This is a genomic window from Candidatus Poriferisocius sp. (assembly GCF_965202595.1).
GTDB lineage: Bacteria > Actinomycetota > Acidimicrobiia > Acidimicrobiales > Bin134 > Poriferisocius.
This window is the reverse complement of record NZ_OZ241836.1, coordinates 843,590-860,321: the sequence shown is the minus strand read 5'-3', so window position 1 is coordinate 860,321 and position 16,732 is coordinate 843,590. Positions and strand designations below refer to the sequence as shown.

Here is a 16,732-nt window from a genome sequence, read left to right as displayed (position 1 = left end):
ACCAGCCCATATCATCTACACTAAACTCTGTCGCGATCACCAATAGAGCCTACCTCCCCCCTCCCCCCATAGCGTGACACTCCATATCCCCCGAACCCGCCGCCTACTCTCTACCCCATCCCTCCGGCTCCAAGACAAGGCCAGTCTCCCGATCTCCGAACTTTACATTGGCTACCTCGCAATACAATTCTATTTTATTTCTCATGTCCTGCTTAAGAAGATCATGAAATAGAAACCACCCATCTTGCAATTCTATAATTCTCGTATTCATCTTACGGCTCGCAGTCTCAGGGAATTGCTCTTTGTTTTTGGATACAGTCAGCACCTCATTTGGTTGCGACTCATATACATGAAGTCGATTCAAAAACCCCTTTTCACTATTTTCAAAATTTCTTAAAACACCCTTCATCAACTTGACCCCACTTTTAGCAGGATAGTATACACCCTTAAAGTAATAGCCATATATATTAGAAGATTTGCTGCCATTTTTTAGATTAATTGTTGAATCAGTGGTATGTTTGATTTCTTTTCTACTCTGGAAATGCTTGAGGCGTTTCTTAGCTTCCTCAAAAGCACTCCCGGACTCAAGTGATGTTCTGGATAGGAACAACTTAAGCTCTTCAATCTGTTGCTGCCTACCTATTGTTGTGTTGTCTGTGCCTGTAGTTTCTATTTGGATAGTGTGGAATTGTTGGTAATCCGGCTTTTCAACTCCTATATCTATATAAAATTCCCAAATCTGAGAATCTGTAAGAACAAGCATTGGCACCCTTGACTTTGGGCTGTAGAGATTACCGTACCAAATAACTTGATTTCTTGCCCGATTGTTTAGTTTATGTAGCATTTTAGCTTCAATAAAAACACAAGGTTCGCTCTCAACAATAAGTGCATAGTCTACCCCTTCATTAGGCTGAATTGGGTTCGGAGCATACTCCCGTACTACCTGAGAAAGGCACTGTTGGTCCCAACCTAACTCATACAAAATGGGCTCAATAATGACTTGCTTACAATTTTCTTCGTACTGCAAGACTCCTGATCGGATAATGCTTGCAGCCCTATCCAGTACCTCTTTGAGGCTCATTTTTTCCTACTCTCTTTGTTTGGTGGTTGGTAAACTCCGTCGGTGATCGCCACGGGCCAGTCGGTGATGGTCGGTTGTAAGCGTCATCAATTTAGCGGTTTAGGTATTTTACCGCCCTTCGAGATGGGATCAACCGGCCTCGCGGTAGTCGGCCAGGCCTATACCGATGCGATCGGCGAATTCGGGGGTGATGGGGGCATCCACACCGGCCAGTACGGTGAGAAAGTGGGACGTAGCCAGGTGGTTGAGGGCGGCGAAGGTAAAGTCCGGGTTGGCATACTCGGGAGTGCAACCGTCCTCGGCTCGGGCCACCTGAGCTGCCCCCAGAAGCGGCTCCAGCGCTCCCAGCCCGCCCATGGCCAGGATCTGGGTACAACTGTCGGTGAAGCTGTTGTGCCCGGCACCAGCCAGCACCACTAACCGGCGGGGACCGGTGAGCGTTTCGTAAAGCCCCGAACTGGTCGAAACCGGCACCACCTCATCCAGCTCGGCTGCAACGACCAGCACCGGCTTGTCATGGCCGGCGGGGGAGTCGGGACCACCCCCCGATAGGGAGACGGCGGTGAGCACCGAGTCAACCGCCAGCGCGTCGATAGCGGTGAAGGAACCGGCGGAATGGCCGATCACCCCGGTGCGGGACACATCTGCCACCCCCATGAGTTCGGCATCCAGAGCGGCCAGGGTATCTACGATGTCGGCTCGGTCGGCATCGGGGTCGAAACGGGCCTGCCCGGTGGTCTGGGCGGCCAGATTCCGGTGGGTGTGCTCGATGGAAGCCACCACGAACCCCCATGAGGCCAGGTGAACGGTGTGAAAGATGGCCACGTTGCGATGCCCGCCGAAGCCGTGACTGTAGATCACCACCGGGTACCGGTCCGGAACGATCCGGGCATCCCGGTAGGCGTTGGTGTCCACCGTGCTCTGCAACTCCGGGGGCAAGAGGCTGCGGAACGCCTCGGGGATGACGCTGCCGGAATCGAACTGCTCGGTCTCCAACCCGGCCACCGCTTCGAGGCTGGTTGGATACCAAACCTCCACCAGCCGCCCATCGGCCTCGTCCCCCAGCACCAGGGTTGCAACCCCCACGGGGTGGGGTCCGGCCCCGGTGTACAACGGGGGCTCGGGATCGGGGGAAGGGAGCGGGGTGGCTGCCGGTGCCTCCGCCGGTGCGGTTGCCGTAGCCGAGGGCTGCGTGGGTGCCGGTGCGGTTGCCGTAGCCGAGGCCGGTGGGGTTGTGGCGGTGGGCGAGGTCGTCGCCGTGGGGGATGCTGCCGCCATCCCGGTCGGTGTCGTTGTTGTGGTGGCGGCCGGCTCCCCGATAGCACCGTTGGAAGCCGGCCCCTCGATGTCGTCGTTGGTCGCGTCGTTGCTCGATGAGGAGCAGCCCGCGGCCACCATCGCCAGGGCCATCGCCAGGATCAGCACCAGCACCAATCGAGCTCCCATTGCCCGTGGTACCCGATTTTTCGCCGGCCCGCCGTTTACCGGATCGGGTTGGTGTGAATACACTTCATCCATGGGTCGAAAGTACAGGATCATCAGCGCCGATGGGCATGTGGAAACACCACCCGACTTCTTCGTCAAGTACGTGCCCGAGAAATGGAAGGATCGGGCCCCCCGCCTGATCCATTTGCCCGAGGGGGGTGAGGGGTGGCTGATCGAGGGTCAACCCATGCTCCGCAACGGCCAGAACATCGCCGGGCGGGACAAGGTCAAGTTCTCCGGCGGCACCTACTACAACGCCGACGGTAGCCCGGCCGAGGGGGCCGGACCGGCCGAGCAGCGACTCCGGGAACAGGACCTGGACGGCATTGATGCCGAGGTGCTGTTCCCGCCGGTGTTCGCCAGCCGCTTTTTGGAGGGCATCAAGGATCCCGACGTGTACCGCTCGATGATCCGGGCCTACAACACCTTTCTGGCCCACGACTACTGCTCGGTGGCCCCCGACCGGCTCATCGGCAACGCGGTCATCCCCATCAGCGGCATCGATCACGCGGTGGACGAGCTGGAGTTCATCGCCGAGGCGGGGCTGCCCTCGGTGGCTTTCTACAACTTCCCCAACGGCACTCCCTACGCCGATCCGGTGGACAACCGGTTCTGGGAGAAGAGCCTGGAGCTGGGCCTCAAGCTGGCCCCCCACTTCGGCTTTGGGGCCCGGGAGGCACCGCTCCAGTCGGCCGCCACCGGCACCGCCAACAGCCCGTGGGCCAGCGCTCTGGTGCAGCGGGCCGGCAACCATGCCCCGGTGTACTGCATGGCCCAGCTCATCGCTGCGGGCGTGCTCAACCGGTTCCCCGAGATCAAGTTCTACTTCGCCGAGACCAACGCGAGCTGGCTACCGGGAACGCTGTACTTCCTGGACGACAACTACGACCTGTTCAGCGACTGGTTCAAGGTGAGCTACGAGCGCAAACCCAGCGAGCAGGTGGTGGATCACTTCCACTTCAGCGTGATCCGGGATCCGGTGGTGTTCGACATGGCCGACATCATCCCGTGGGACAACATCATGTGGGGCTCCGACTTCCCCCACTCAGTGGGCTCGTACCCCGACTCCCAGGAGTACATAGCCGAGCACTTCCCCAAGGTGGACAAGGCCATCGCCCGCAAGGTGCTGCTGGAGAACCCGGCCAACTACTTCGACCTGGATCTCGACGCGGACATCACCGAAACACCGGTGGGTTAACCTTCCGGCCAGCTACCTCGACGCGGACATCCGGTGGGGTAACCGCCCCTTCCCCCCTTCCCACCCGCCCGGGTCTCAGCTCAAGTCGATCACGCCCCGGGCCAGCTTGCCGGTTTCCAGATCCTCGAACGCCCGGTCCAGCTCGCTGAGGTCGTAGGTCTCCGACACCAGCTCATCGAGCAGAAGCCGCTTGTCGAGATACAGATCCACCAGCGCGGGGATGTCGTAGGCGGGGCGGGAGGAGCCGTAACGGCATCCCATGATCGACTTGTTCTGGTAGAGCTGGAAGGGGGCTATGGTCATCTCGGCCTCCATGCCGGCCACCCCCAGGATCACCATGTTGCCACCGGGGCGCAGCATCTCGATCGCCTCTCGCATGAGGCTGGTGTTGCCCACGCACTCCACCGAGCAGTCCACCCCACCCGCCGAGATCTCGTTCACCGCCCCTACCGCGGCCACCTCGCCGGCATCCACGAAGTGGGTGGCTCCGAACCGGCGGGCGAAGTCCTCCTTGGCCAGGTTGTTGTCGATGGCAATGATTTTGGTGGCCCCGGCGATGCGGGCGGCCTGGATCACGTTCAGACCTATGCCCCCCACGCCGATCACCGCCACGCTGTCACCCCGGTACACTCTGGCCCGGTTGAAGACGGCCCCGGTGCCGGTGAGCACCCCGCAGCCAATGAGGCAGGCGCTGGTGAAAGGCACCCGCTTGTCGATGGCCACCACCTGGCCCTGACCCACCACCACCTCCTCGGCGAACACCCCGGTGTTGGCGAAACCGGGAATCTGGGTACCCCTGTAGGTGAAGTAGGCAGGAAGATCACCGGGACCGGGTTCCTCACCGGTCTCGTTGCGCCGGGCGATGGCCGTCCCCAACTTGGAGGCCTGGCACAGGGTGGGGTGGCCGGTGACGCACACCGGGCACCGGCCGCAGTTGTCAATGGTGGCGATCACCACGTGGTCGCCCACCTCCACGGTGGTAACGTCGCCACCCACCGCCAGCACCTCACCGGCACCCTCGTGGCCCATGACGAACGGGGGTGTGAACATCGCTCCGAACGTGCCATTGATTGCCGACAGGTCGGAGTGGCACACCCCGGCGGCCCCGATCCGAACCCGAACCTGGTCGGGAGCCAGGTCGGTCACCCCGAGCTCACTGGTAACCACGGCTGACTCCCCGTCGAAAAGTATGCCCCGCATAATGGTCAACCCCGATCCATATTGATATAGATGTCGTTCTCGTAGGCCGCCTGATTCATGGATTCATGTAGCTGTCGTGTTCGTAGGCCGCCGGTCCGGTGAGGGTGCCGGGTGCCGGGGTCATTAGCTCCTCCCGGAAGCGGGTGGTGTACTTCTGAGCCGCCAACCGCCACGCCACCAGGCGGTCGTCGCCGTCGATGCCCTCGTCGAACCCGCTGGCAGCATCGGCGGCCCGGTTCAGCCGGATGTAGTCCCGGGGGGAGGCGGCCCATACCGTGACCACCTCGTAGTCGTGGTGAAGTACCTCCCACAGCCCCATGCAGGTGTAACCGTAGTCGGCCGCCACGGGTAGGTAGTCCACAGCCATGGCCGCCAGATAGTCGCGAGCCGAGCCCGGCCGCACCTCGGTCAGCTCGTGAACGTACAGCGTGCCTCTCACCTCACCGGCGAGCACCGATGCCACCGGGGGCGACTCGGGCACCGAGCCCAGTACCCGGTCGTAGCCCCCGGTGCGGAGCTTGTAGGCCTCCTCCCACCAGTCGTCCAGTTGGTCGTTGGACTTCCGCTTGAGGTTGAGCCGATCCACCCGCTCCAGCCAACCGTCCCAACCGCCCGCGTCCCACAGGTTCACCACCTGGGGCCACCGGGCGGTGATGCCCATGGTGTACCAGGTGCCGAGCAACTCGAAACCCACCCGAGCGTCCCGGTTCTGCATCTTGGTGTGCTCCATGTAGGGCCACGCCGCCTGGCCCCTAACATCGACATACTCATGCAGGATGATCTCTCGCTCGGCCACGGTCGAGATATTACCGACCAGGACCAACCCCACCGCGATCCGGCCTGGCGCGGCTCGCTGGCGCAGCCCGCTAACCCAACCCCACCGCTAACCGAGGATGAGCACCACACCGACCAGCACGATCACCGCAACCACCACAACCAGGGCCAGAAGCATGGCACCGGGAAGTCGCCGGCCGAACAGTCGGATGGTCCGTCGCCCGGGAATGGGGGAGGCGGGCTTGTTGAAGGGAACCCCCTGGGGGGCAGCGGTGATGTCGGGCGGGTCTATCGAGATCCGGTTCCCGTCGCGGACCTTCTCCGTCCATTTCTTACCGTTCCACCAACGGGCTTCGTGCCGCCCGAAAGGGTCGGTGTGCCAAGAGGCCTCGGAGTCGGGCTTAGCAACCACCTCGCCACCAGTCTAATCAGTTGCAATCCACTACTGGTTTAGAGCGCGCGCAGATAGGTTAGTCGGGGTTGAGTTTGGTGAGTTTGATGGTGATGATGAGGGTGATGGCGAGTGCGAGTTGGCCGAGGCGTGCTTTGGTGTTGCGGTCGGTGTTGCGGCGTAGTTGTCCGAAGTTGGATAGCCAGGAGTTGGTGCGTTCTATGGTCCAGCGTTTCCCCAGGGGTATGGGTTTGGGTTCTTGGGGGGTGGTGGCGGGTGCTCGTTTGGGAGCGCAGACGATGTCTTCGATTCCGTAGCTCCAGCAGGTTCGGCGGACGGGCTCACCGGTATAGCCGCGATCTAGGTGCAGGGTCTCAATGTCTAGGTGTAGACCGCGTTGTGCTGTGGCCGCCAAAGTGGGAGCGAACAGTTGCTGGTCGTGACGGTTCGCGGCCCCAGCGGCCCAACCCACTGGGATAGCTGTTACGGTCCGCCAGAAGCGACCATTTCCACCCGGATTTGCCCCTGTCAACAGGGCTTTTACCCGTTCCCTCCCCACCGCAGGGTGCTTTGTGGGTCGAGGTGTCCACCGATGCTTCGGACAAATCGATGCCCACAACGCGGTCGTAGCCCTCTATGGCTTCGGTGACGACACCTTCGAACACACCCTGGGCGTTCCACTCGTTGAACCGGGTGCGCAACACCGTTTCACCGCCTTTGCCCAACCGGCCGGCCACATCCCAAGAGCACCCGGTCACCAATCGCAACAAGATCCCCTCAAACACGTCACGGTCAGGGATCCTCGGCCGGTGACAACCCAACGGATGGAACACCTCCCCCCGCACCGGCACAAGCGGCTCCACCGCCGCCCACACAGCATCCACCACCCGCGGATCCAAAGCAAGCATGATTACAATACCTCCACCATGTCGTTGTCGTTGAGTAACTACCCGACATCAAAGCCGGACCAACACAACGACAGGTGGATGGTCACCTATCTGCGCGCGCTCTAAGTCGATGGCACAATGGCCGGCGTGGATCCGGGGTGGTGCCAACCTGCACAACTCCCAAAGAGTTGAGTTGATGGCACAATGGCCGGCGTGGATCCGACTGGGATGCCCGAAGCCCGGACCAAACTGTTCGAGTTGATGGCCAAGCAGGACATCACCGATCTTCTGCACCGTTACTGCCGGGGAGTGGACCGTTTGGACATGGAGCTGGTCCGCTCCTGCTACCACCCCGATGCCACCGACTCCCACGGTACCTTTCACGGATCGGTGGAGGAGTACCTGGAGTGGAGCGAGCGCCTTCTGCGCCGCTACACCGCCACCCTGCACACTCTGTCGAACATCCTTATCGAGATCGGGCCAATCGCCGGGACCGGCGAGGCTCCGGTGCGGTGGGCCCGCTCGGAGGCCTACGGGGTGGCCTACCACCGGACCGGCGGCGGCGAGCCCGAGCTGAACCTCACCGTGGGCTTCCGATTCATCGACGATCTGAGCAGCCGCGACGGGGGGCCCTGGCTCATCCAGCGCCGGGTGGCCACCACCGAATGGGTGCACGAGCAGCAGTACCGCCCGGTTGATCCGCGCTTCCGGCAAGGCCGCCGGGACCGGTCCGATCCGCTGTACTCCGACCGGCCCGACCAATGATGCGTTTCCGGCCCCCAGCCAGCGCGCCAGCAACCCTCAGTGTCCGGGCACCCTCAGGCCCGACCAGTCATGCGTTTCCGGCCCCCAGCCAGCGCGCCAGCAACCCTCAGTGTCCGGGCACCCTCAGGCTCGACCAATGGTGCGTTTCCGGCCCCCAGCCAGCAGTCATGTACTATCTCAAGTTATGCAGAACGTGAATACCGAGAATGTCGAGCTGACCACCGCCGACGGGCCGATGAGGCTCTACGTGGCCCGGCCCGATGGTGAGCCGCAAGCCGCAGTCATCGTCATCATGGAGGCGTTCGGGCTGAACGGCCACATCGAGGAGGTTACCCGGCGGGTGGCGGCCGAGGGTTATCTCGCCGTGGCCCCCGATCTCTACCACCGCTACGAAACCAAGGTGGTCGGCTACGAGCAGATGGCAGAGATCATGGACTTAATGGGCAACCTGACCGACCCCCAATCCCTGATGGATGTGGATGCAACCCTGGAGTACCTGGGTGGCCAGGGCTTCACCTCCAACAAGGTGGGCATTACCGGTTTCTGCATGGGTGGAAGGGTGACCTTTCTCACCGCCATCAGCCGCCCGGTGGGCGCGGCCGTCACCTATTACGGCGGGGCCATCGTCACCGAAGGCTTTACCCCCAACCAACCCAAGCTGGCCGACCGCCATGGCGACCTGCGATGCCCGTGGCTGGGATTGTTCGGCGACCTGGACGGCATGATCCCCATAGATGGCCTGGAACAGCTCCGAGCCGACCTCGAAACCAGCACCCAGCCCACCGATCTTGTGCGCTACGCCGAGGCCGATCATGGTTTTTCGTGTAACGAGCGACCGTCCTACAACGCCGAGGCCGCGGCCGATGGTTGGTCGCGAATGCTCACCTGGTTCGAGGCTCACCTGGGGTAAACCAAAGGTCCACCCCAGGTACTCAGCTTGGATAAACAGCTTGGATAAACATGGTAGGTAAACGTGGCCCATGAAAAAATTGGGGTAATCGGTTCGGGCGTGATGGGCTCGGGCATCGCCCAGGTGATGGCAATAGCCGGGTACTCGGTGGTGGCTTTCGATGTGAATCCCGATGTTGTTGATGCTGCCCCGGCACTGGTGACCGATGGCCGTTTCGGCATCCAGGGAGCGGTGGCCCGCGGGAAACTCACGCAATCCGAAGCCGAAGAGGCCTTGAGCCGCATCCACTTCACCACCGACCGGGACGCTGCTGTTGTTACGGATGTGATCATCGAGGCCATCCCCGAGCGCCTCGATCTCAAAATCTCCCTGTTCAGGGAACTCGACCAGCAATGCCCCGAGCACACCATCCTGGCCTCGAACTCCAGCGGTTTTCCGGTGCAGGCCCTAGCAGCAGCCACCAACCGGCCGGATAGGGTGATCGGCTGGCATTGGGCATCGCCACCCCCGGTGATGAAGCTGGCCGAAATCGTGCGGGCACCGCAAACATCCGACAAGACCACCGAAACCATTTGCCACCTGGGCACAACCGCAGGCAAGCACCCCATCGTGATCCAGGATTCGGCCACCAATTGGGGCTACGTAACCAACCGGGTATACGGGGCCATGATTCGAGAGGCGAACGCCGTGGTCGCCGAAGGTGTGGCCACAAGATCAGAGGTGGACCAACTCATGGTGGACTGTTTCCGGTGGCCATCCGGCCCCTACGGCATGGTGTCAGGAGCCACCACCGGCTGGAAAGGGTAAAACACAACTCAAGGCGACCAGTGCAACCCCATCGGTTCAGTGTGTGGGGTTGGTGTTGGTGGGTTGCGTCGGATTGATAACCGTTCGGGGTCGTGGGATTGATTCCTGACGGTGGAGTCGGTGGGTTTGGGTGGTTGTTGCCAGGGTGGTCGCAGGTAGTGGCGGCCGGTGTCGGGGTGTTTTTCGACGCTCCAGTCACAAAGCGCCTTGCGGGGATGACCGAACGGACAAAAGCTATGTTGAGAGGGGTAAATCCGGTAAGCTGTGTTTTAAGCTTTAAAACCCCATTTCCAAAACTTTTGCGAACCCAAATATATAATTCCCATTATTTTTTGGTTTATGTGATGAATCAGGGGGGTAAGTGTCACCGGGGTTGGTAGACTTGTAAGTATGGCAGTTGAACCCATCAGCCAACACAAAAACCTAACCAAAACAACCCAACATGAAGCAACCCAGAGTTGTTGTGGTTGCCCTTGCTGTGTCGGTGTTGATTATTCCAGTATGGATTCCGATGAGTTGGTGGAGTTGATTCTTAGCACTGACCGTACCCGCCGCAAGTTGGAGGGTTTGATGGCTGATATGTTGGTTCGGTTGGGCGAGTTGGAGGGCGATGATTCACTTGAAGAAGTGTGCCGACAGTTCGGTAGGGGCCGGCACGCGGCTGGTCGCCAGGCCAAGGGGGCGTGGTTGTTGAAGGGTTTGGCGGCTACGCTGGATGCCACCGCTGAGGGTTTGGTGTCAGTGGATCACGCCCGCTTGATTGGTGAGTCGAACCAGCGGGTGCCTTTCACTTCTGCTCAGGAGGTGGAGATAATCGGTTTAGCCATAACCCAGGATTTGGACGAGTTCAAAAAAACCGTGCTCCACAAAGAAGACCTGCGCCGCAGCGACGAAGCCCCCACCCGCATTGAACGCCAGCGTCGCCGCCGCAAAGCCGTGGCGTTCAACGGTGACGACGACATGGTCATCCTTCGCGCCGAACTCGACAGCATCTCCGGTGAGCGGGTCAAAACCGCTCTGGATGATTTGTGTGACCGCATGTTCCGCGATGATTTCCAAGCGGGCCATAACCGCACCCACAAGCAACGCTACGTGGATGCGCTGGTGAACCTCATCACCCAAACCCCTGGTACCGCTACCCCAGCTGGTGACAACCAAACCGACCCGGCACCGCAAGCCACCACACTTTTGGTCAAAGTTGACTACGATGCCCTCACCGGCCAACTCAAAAACGCCGGCCTCATCGACGGCACCCCCATCAGCGTCGACGAGCTACGCCACATAGCTTGCGATGCCGGGGTGGTACCAGCAATTTTCAACACCGACGGGATACCCCTATACCTGGGCCGCAAACAACGAGCAGCCTCCCAAACCCAAAAACTGGGCTTACACGCCAGAGACCAACACTGCGTGGGATGCCGGCTCAGAGCCACCGCTTGTGAAGTTCATCACATCTTGTGGTGGGAACGGGGCGGAACCACCAACATCGACAACCTCGTACTGCTCTGCCCAAGCTGTCACACCAAAATACACAAACACGGCCACACCCTCACAACCGACCCCAAAGGCCGACACCGACTCAAACCCCCACCCCCACACAGACCTCGTAGCCGCGATCCAGGCGCAGGGTCTTGATGTCTAGCTGTAAGCCGCGTTAGCTGTTACCCCTAAACTTGGTCTTGAATCCAAGAAGGAGAGGTTTCGTTGAGAGCAGCATTGCTGGCATCGCCGGCTACCCCGCTGGTGATGACCGATATCGAGTGTGCCGATCCCGGGCCTGGGCAGGTTCGGGTTCGGGTGACCCATTGTGGCTTGTGCCATTCCGATCTGACCCTGATTGATGCCCCGGAGGGTTTGGCCCCGATCATCCTCGGTCACGAGGCCGCCGGCATCGTGGATGCGGTGGGTACGGGGGTGAGCACCCTGGCCCCGGGAGACCACGTGATGCTGTCGCCGTTCGGGCCGTGCGGGGTGTGCTACTGGTGCGTGCGGGGCGAAACGGTGCATTGCGCGGCCGCAATGTCCATGTTCACGGGCACCTTGCCCGACGGGTCGGTGCCGTTCTCCCTCGAGGGTCGGCCGGTGTACCGGGGACTGGGGGTGGCCGGCTTCGGAGAGCTGACCGTGGTGGCCGCCTCCGCCGCCGTGAAGATCGACCCCGATATTCCCCTTGAGGTGGCGGCGGTGATCGGCTGCGCCACCCAGACGGGGGTGGGGGCAGTGCTGAACACCGCCAAGGTGGAGGAGGGAGCCACCGTTCTGGTGATGGGCCTGGGCGGGGTGGGCATGTCGGTGGTGCAGGGAGCCCGCCTCGCCGGAGCTTGCCGTATCTTTGCCTCCGACCCGGTGGCCGACCGGCGCAACGCCGCGATCGCCTTCGGGGCCACCGATCTGCTCGACCCCTCCACCACCGACGTGGTGGCCCATGTGCTGGAGGTCACCGGGGGAGTAGGGGTGGATTATGCCTTCGACGCCGCCGGAGCCGGCCCCCTGGTGGAAGCAGGACTGGCCGCCACCCGTACCGGGGGCACCACCGTGATGGTGGGGGCCCCGGCCCTGGAGCACACCGTCACCATAAACCCGGCGGTCTTGTACCTGACGCAGGGCAAGAAGCTGCTGGGCTGCTTGTACGGCGACTGCAACTCCCAGCGGGAGGTTCCCCGCCTGCTAGCTCTGTGGCAGACCGGACGGCTCGACCTGGAGCCCATGATCACCGCCCGCCGCCCCATAGATGAGATCAACGCCGGCCTCGACGACCTGCGAGCCAGCGTCGGCATCCGCACCGTGTTCAATCTGGGGGTTTGACCCAGGCCAGCATCCGCACCGTGTTCAATCTGGGGGTTTGACCGGCACCGGCATCACCGGAGGTTTGGCCCGGTCCGGGTGGGTTACCCGAACTGTGCCCGCGCCGGTTGGTGGCTTTACACGAACGCGGAGGCGAATACCAGCGACACGATGGTCATCACCTTGATGAGGATGTTCATGGCCGGCCCGGAGGTGTCCTTGAACGGGTCGCCCACGGTGTCGCCCACCACGGCGGCCTTGTGGGGATCGGAACCCTTGCCGCCGTGGGCACCGGCCTCTATGTACTTCTTGGCGTTGTCCCAGGCTCCGCCGGCGTTGGCCATGAATATGGCCAGAGCGAAGCCGGTAACCAGGGCACCGGCCAAAAAGCCTCCCAGGGTGTCCACGTCGATGAACCCCAGCACCAGCGGCACCACCACCGCCAGGGCACCGGGGGCCAGCATTTCTCGCAGCGAGGCCTGCGTGGAGATGGCCACGCACCGGGAGGAGTCGGGTTTGACCCCCTCGGCACCCTCCCGGAGGCCGGGAATCTCCCGGAACTGGCGGCGGACCTCCTCGATCATCTTGTTGGCCGCCCTTCCCACCGCGTCGATGGTGAGGGCCGCGAACAGAAACGGGAGCATGGCCCCCAGGAAAAGTCCGATGAACACATCCACCTGGCCCACATCCAGGGAAAGCACGAAGCTGGGGTCCTCCAACCGGAGCGCCACCTCGAAGGTTTTGAACAACGCCAGGGCGGTTAGCGCCGCCGAACCCACCGCGAAACCCTTGGCGATGGCCGCAGTGGTGTTGCCCAATGAATCCAGGGCATCGGTCACCTCCCGCACCTTGGGATCCAGTTCGGACATCTCGGCGATGCCACCGGCATTATCGGCAATGGGACCGTAGGCATCCACAGACACCACCACCCCGGTGGTGGCCAACATCCCGATGGCGGCCACCGCGATGCCGTAGATACCGGCAGCGGAAGTGTCACCCAGCGTCTGCTGGCCGCCCCAGTAGGCCACCAGCACCCCGGCCCCGATCAGCACCACCGAGGCGGCCACCGACACCATGCCGGCGCTGATGCCCGACAGCACAGTGGTGGCGGGACCGGTCTCGGACTGCTGGGCAATCTTGCGCACCGGGCCGTAGTGGTCGCTGGTCCAGATCTCGGCCACCTTGCCGATGGCCCAACCCACCAGCAGGCCGCCGATCACCGACACGGGTAGCCCCCACCAGCTTTCGAACTCGTCGCCGGAGAACAACCACAACCCCACCAGGACCGTTCCGATCAAAGTGAGGCCCATGGCTACGTTGGTGCCCATGTGGAGCTGGCGCGAGAGGCTTTTCACATCGGCACGGGAACTGCCCCGCACCGCGAAGGAGCCGATCATGGCCGCCAGCATCCCGACGAAAGCCACAGCCATGGGGAACATGATCCGGGCCAGGCCGATGTCGTCGCCGGTGACTTCCGTGCCCGCCGCCGCGAAGGAGAAGGCGGTGAGAGCGATGGGAGCGATGATCGACCCGCTGTAGCTCTCGAACAGGTCGGCCCCCATGCCCGCCACATCGCCCACGTTGTCGCCCACGTTGTCGGCGATGGTGGCCGGATTGCGGGGATCGTCCTCGGGGATGCCGGCCTCGACCTTGCCCACCAGATCGGCCCCCACATCGGCAGCCTTGGTGTAGATGCCGCCACCCACCCGGGAGAACAGGGCGATGGAGCTGGCCCCCAGCCCGAAGGCGGTGAAGATCTCGAACGGATCATCCACGCTGAGCCACTCCACGAACAGCAAGTAAGTGAACGCCAGACCCAGAAGGCTCAACCCGGCCACCGAGAAGCCCATGACCGCACCACCCCGGAAGGCCAGAGGCAGGGCCTTGGCCGGCCCCTCGGTGGCGGCCTGGGTGGTGCGAGCGTTGGCCATGGTCGCCACCGTCATGCCCACGTACCCGGCCCCAGCCGACAGCACCGCGCCCAGGATGTAGCTGACGAAGGCGAGCGCCACCCCGGTGAGCACGGGAATGAGCACCGCCATCACGACCACGAACCCAGCCACCCAGGTGTACTCCTGCTTGAGGAAGGCCCGGGCTCCGGACTGGATCTCGGTCATCAGGTGAACCATGCGGTCGTTGCCCGGTGGGGCGACCTTCACCAATCTGTAGAAGAAGAAGGCGAGCACCAGCGCTACGATGGCGCTCAGCCCGGCAAGATACGGAACGATGTCCACGTTGACCCCCTGAATTCGACAACTGGGCACTCCGGCAGAAATGCGAACCTACCCACCGGCTGAACATCTTGCCAACGTTGCCAAACCACCACCAAGACCAAACCACCACCGGAGCCAAACCACCACCGGAGCCAAACCGGAGGTCGCGTTAGCCGTCCCCACCGGAGCTGGGCCGGGATATTCTGCAACAGTGGTCAGCCTCAGCCGGTTGCGAACCGAAGCCCGGGATGCCCGGCGCTCCCATCCCGATCCCCAGGGTGCGGCGCGGGCGGTGAGCGACGCAGTAGTGGCTCTCGGCTGGCTGGACGGTGTGTATCATGTGGGGGCCACGATGGCCGACGACGGCGAACTGGATCCGGCACCGCTGGTGGCCGCCTGCCGGTTTGGGGGCAGCGCCGTGTACTACCCGGTGCTGTGCGACCCCGACCCGATGAGGTTCGCCCCGGCCGACCCCGACACCCCCATGGTGCCCAACCGCTACGGCATTCTTGAACCCGACACCGAACCCGACCGGCTGGTGACGGCATCCCGGTTGGATGTGGTGCTGGCCCCGGTGGTGCTGTTCGACGCCGCCGGCCACCGAGCCGGGCGGGGCCGGGGGTACTACGACCGGGCGCTGGCCTTTTTGCTCAACGCTCCCCGCCCGGCCAAACCGGTGGTGGTGGGCCTGGCCTACGAGTCGCAACTGGTGGACACCGTGCCCACCCACCCCGGCGATGTCGCCATGGACGCAGTGGTAACCGAGCAACAAGTGAGAGTGTTCAGCCCGCGGGTGGGTTTTCGGTAAGAGAGTGTTCAGCCCGCAAGCAGGTTTTCGGTAAGGTTGTACCAGTGCACATCGTGGTAGTGGGTGCCGGCGAAGTTGGATCCCATGTGGCCCAGATTTTGAGCCAGGAGGGCAACACGGTGGCAGTGGTGGAGGTGGATGCCCAAAAGCTGCACAACGTGGCTGAAGAGCTGGATGTGCTGGCCATGGAGGGCAGCGGTGCCCATCCCCACACCCTTCGCCAGGCGGGAATCAAAAAAGCCGATCTGCTGGTGGCGGTAACCGCTGACGACGAGGTGAACCTGGTGGCCTGCCTGCTGGCCAAGCAGCATGGGGTGGAGCGCACCATCGCCCGCATCCAGGCCCGCAACTTGAGGGAGAAGGATGCCCGTGAGCTGCGGGAGGCCATGCAGGTGGACACCATCATCGACCCCGACGGGGAGACCGCCCGCGAGATCATGGACCTCCTGTCGTACCCGGGGGCCACCGATGTGACCGTGATGGCCGATGGCGAGGTGGTGGTGGTGGGAGCCAAACTCGCGGCCGATGCCCCCTGGGTGAACCGCCGACTGCTCGACATTGCCGAGGAGTACGAGCCCGACTGGGATTTTCTGGTGGCCGTGCTCACCCGGGAGGGCGAGACCCGGATCCCCCGGGCCGACACCACCCTGGCCCCCGGCGACCTCCTGCGAGTGGTGTGCAAGCGGCGGGCCCGGCGGACACTGCTGCCGCTTCTGGGGTTGGCCCCGGGCACCCACCAGCGGGTGATGCTTCTGGGAGGGGGGCGGACGGCCGAAATCCTGGGCCAGCACCTTGCCGAACGTAATGCCGAGGTGGTGCTCATCGAGCGCAACCTGGAGAGGGCCGAGAAGCTGAGCGAGAACCTCGACGCGGTGCTGGTGATTCACGGCGACATAACCGACGCCGAGTTGCTGGAATCCGAGGGTGTCGGGAAATGCGACGCTGTCATCGCCCTAACCGGCAAGGATGAGGCCAATATTCTGGCCTGCCTGTACGCCAAATCGATGGGGGCCAGCGAGACCATCGCCGTGCTCCACAACATGGCATTGCGCAACCTGCTGCGGGATGTGGGTATCGACGTGGCTCTCTCCCCCCGCACGGCCAGCGCCAACGGCGTGCTGCGGTACGTGCGGGGCGAGGTGGCCCAGGTGGCAACCTACCTGTCGGGCGACTTCGAGATCATCGAGGTCGAGGTCAAGCAGGGCTCCTCAGCCGATGGCGCGGTGGTCAACGAGCTGGGGCTGCCCAAGGATGTGCTAATCGGTGCATACGTGCGCGACGGCAAGCCTCAGATCGGTCGGGGACACAGCGAGCTGCGATGCCGCGACCACATTGTGGTCTTCGCCCGCCCCGACACGGTTGACGAAGTAAGACGCTTCTTCGGGTGAAGTCGGGATGAGCGGACTAACCCGGGTTCGCTTTCCCCCAA

General features: G+C 62.6%; 16 protein-coding genes. 8 read left to right on the top strand and 8 right to left on the bottom strand.

Annotated features, from left to right (window positions below; translation table 11 throughout):
- Positions 1 to 103 precede the first annotated feature (103 nt).
- Entirely contained in the window at positions 104 to 1,081 is a 978-nt protein-coding gene (locus ACOGXC_RS04300) for a hypothetical protein (RefSeq protein ID WP_419919475.1), read from the bottom strand.
- Positions 1,082 to 1,210: 129 nt separating this feature from the next.
- Positions 1,211 to 2,194, bottom strand: a complete 984-nt coding sequence (locus tag ACOGXC_RS04295) for an alpha/beta hydrolase family protein (protein WP_419919474.1) — start codon at positions 2,192 to 2,194, stop codon at positions 1,211 to 1,213.
- A gap of 31 nt (positions 2,195 to 2,225) precedes the next feature.
- Here ACOGXC_RS04295 and ACOGXC_RS04290 point away from each other — a divergent pair, with 31 nt between their 5' ends.
- A complete protein-coding gene (locus ACOGXC_RS04290; protein ID WP_419919473.1) occupies positions 2,226 to 3,764 on the top strand; it encodes an amidohydrolase family protein in 1,539 nt (512 codons plus the stop codon).
- A 75-nt stretch (positions 3,765 to 3,839) separates the two neighbouring features.
- Here the strand turns inward: ACOGXC_RS04290 and ACOGXC_RS04285 are convergent, their stop codons facing one another.
- The 5 genes from ACOGXC_RS04285 to ACOGXC_RS04265 all read right to left on the bottom strand — a co-directional run bounded on the left by ACOGXC_RS04285 (position 3,840) and on the right by ACOGXC_RS04265 (position 7,037).
- Positions 3,840 to 4,931 carry a zinc-binding dehydrogenase gene (locus ACOGXC_RS04285; RefSeq protein ID WP_419919472.1) on the bottom strand — a complete coding sequence of 364 codons (1,092 nt, stop codon included), beginning with the start codon at positions 4,929 to 4,931 and terminating at the stop codon, positions 3,840 to 3,842.
- Between the two features lie 88 nt (positions 4,932 to 5,019).
- Positions 5,020 to 5,760: a hypothetical protein gene (locus ACOGXC_RS04280; protein ID WP_419919471.1), complete on the bottom strand. Its 741-nt coding sequence runs from the start codon at positions 5,758 to 5,760 to the stop codon at positions 5,020 to 5,022.
- An 87-nt stretch (positions 5,761 to 5,847) separates the two neighbouring features.
- Positions 5,848 to 6,150 carry a DUF2510 domain-containing protein gene (locus ACOGXC_RS04275; protein ID WP_419919470.1) on the bottom strand — a complete coding sequence of 101 codons (303 nt, stop codon included), beginning with the start codon at positions 6,148 to 6,150 and terminating at the stop codon, positions 5,848 to 5,850.
- A gap of 58 nt (positions 6,151 to 6,208) precedes the next feature.
- On the bottom strand, positions 6,209 to 6,601 hold the full coding sequence (locus ACOGXC_RS04270; protein WP_419917674.1) for a transposase: 393 nt from the start codon (positions 6,599 to 6,601) through the stop codon (positions 6,209 to 6,211).
- Positions 6,504 to 7,037, bottom strand: a complete 534-nt coding sequence (locus tag ACOGXC_RS04265; RefSeq protein WP_419919469.1) for a transposase — start codon at positions 7,035 to 7,037, stop codon at positions 6,504 to 6,506. The genes ACOGXC_RS04270 and ACOGXC_RS04265 overlap by 98 nt, the downstream gene beginning before the upstream one ends.
- Positions 7,038 to 7,220: 183 nt before the next feature.
- Between ACOGXC_RS04265 and ACOGXC_RS04260 the strand changes: the two genes are divergently transcribed.
- The 5 genes from ACOGXC_RS04260 (at position 7,221) to ACOGXC_RS04240 (ending at position 12,303) form a co-directional block, all read left to right on the top strand.
- Entirely contained in the window at positions 7,221 to 7,781 is a 561-nt protein-coding gene (locus tag ACOGXC_RS04260; protein ID WP_419919468.1) for a nuclear transport factor 2 family protein, read from the top strand.
- Positions 7,782 to 7,965: 184 nt separating this feature from the next.
- Complete coding sequence (locus tag ACOGXC_RS04255; RefSeq protein ID WP_419919467.1) at positions 7,966 to 8,691, top strand: dienelactone hydrolase family protein; 726 nt, start codon at positions 7,966 to 7,968, stop codon at positions 8,689 to 8,691.
- Positions 8,692 to 8,754: 63 nt separating this feature from the next.
- Positions 8,755 to 9,498, top strand: coding sequence for a 3-hydroxyacyl-CoA dehydrogenase family protein (locus tag ACOGXC_RS04250; RefSeq protein ID WP_419919466.1), 744 nt, complete (start codon positions 8,755 to 8,757; stop codon positions 9,496 to 9,498).
- Between the two features lie 501 nt (positions 9,499 to 9,999).
- Positions 10,000 to 11,133, top strand: a complete 1,134-nt coding sequence (locus ACOGXC_RS04245; RefSeq protein WP_419919465.1) for a DUF222 domain-containing protein — start codon at positions 10,000 to 10,002, stop codon at positions 11,131 to 11,133.
- 69 nt (positions 11,134 to 11,202) lie between these two features.
- Entirely contained in the window at positions 11,203 to 12,303 is a 1,101-nt protein-coding gene (locus ACOGXC_RS04240; RefSeq protein WP_419919464.1) for a Zn-dependent alcohol dehydrogenase, read from the top strand.
- Positions 12,304 to 12,419: 116 nt separating this feature from the next.
- On the opposite strand, the gene ACOGXC_RS04235 is transcribed toward ACOGXC_RS04240, so the two are convergent.
- Entirely contained in the window at positions 12,420 to 14,546 is a 2,127-nt protein-coding gene (locus tag ACOGXC_RS04235; protein WP_419919463.1) for a sodium-translocating pyrophosphatase, read from the bottom strand.
- Between the two features lie 160 nt (positions 14,547 to 14,706).
- Between ACOGXC_RS04235 and ACOGXC_RS04230 the strand changes: the two genes are divergently transcribed.
- A complete protein-coding gene (locus ACOGXC_RS04230) occupies positions 14,707 to 15,303 on the top strand; it encodes a 5-formyltetrahydrofolate cyclo-ligase (protein ID WP_419919462.1) in 597 nt (198 codons plus the stop codon).
- A gap of 44 nt (positions 15,304 to 15,347) precedes the next feature.
- A complete protein-coding gene (trkA, locus tag ACOGXC_RS04225) occupies positions 15,348 to 16,691 on the top strand; it encodes a Trk system potassium transporter TrkA (protein WP_419919461.1) in 1,344 nt (447 codons plus the stop codon).
- Positions 16,692 to 16,732 lie beyond the last annotated feature (41 nt).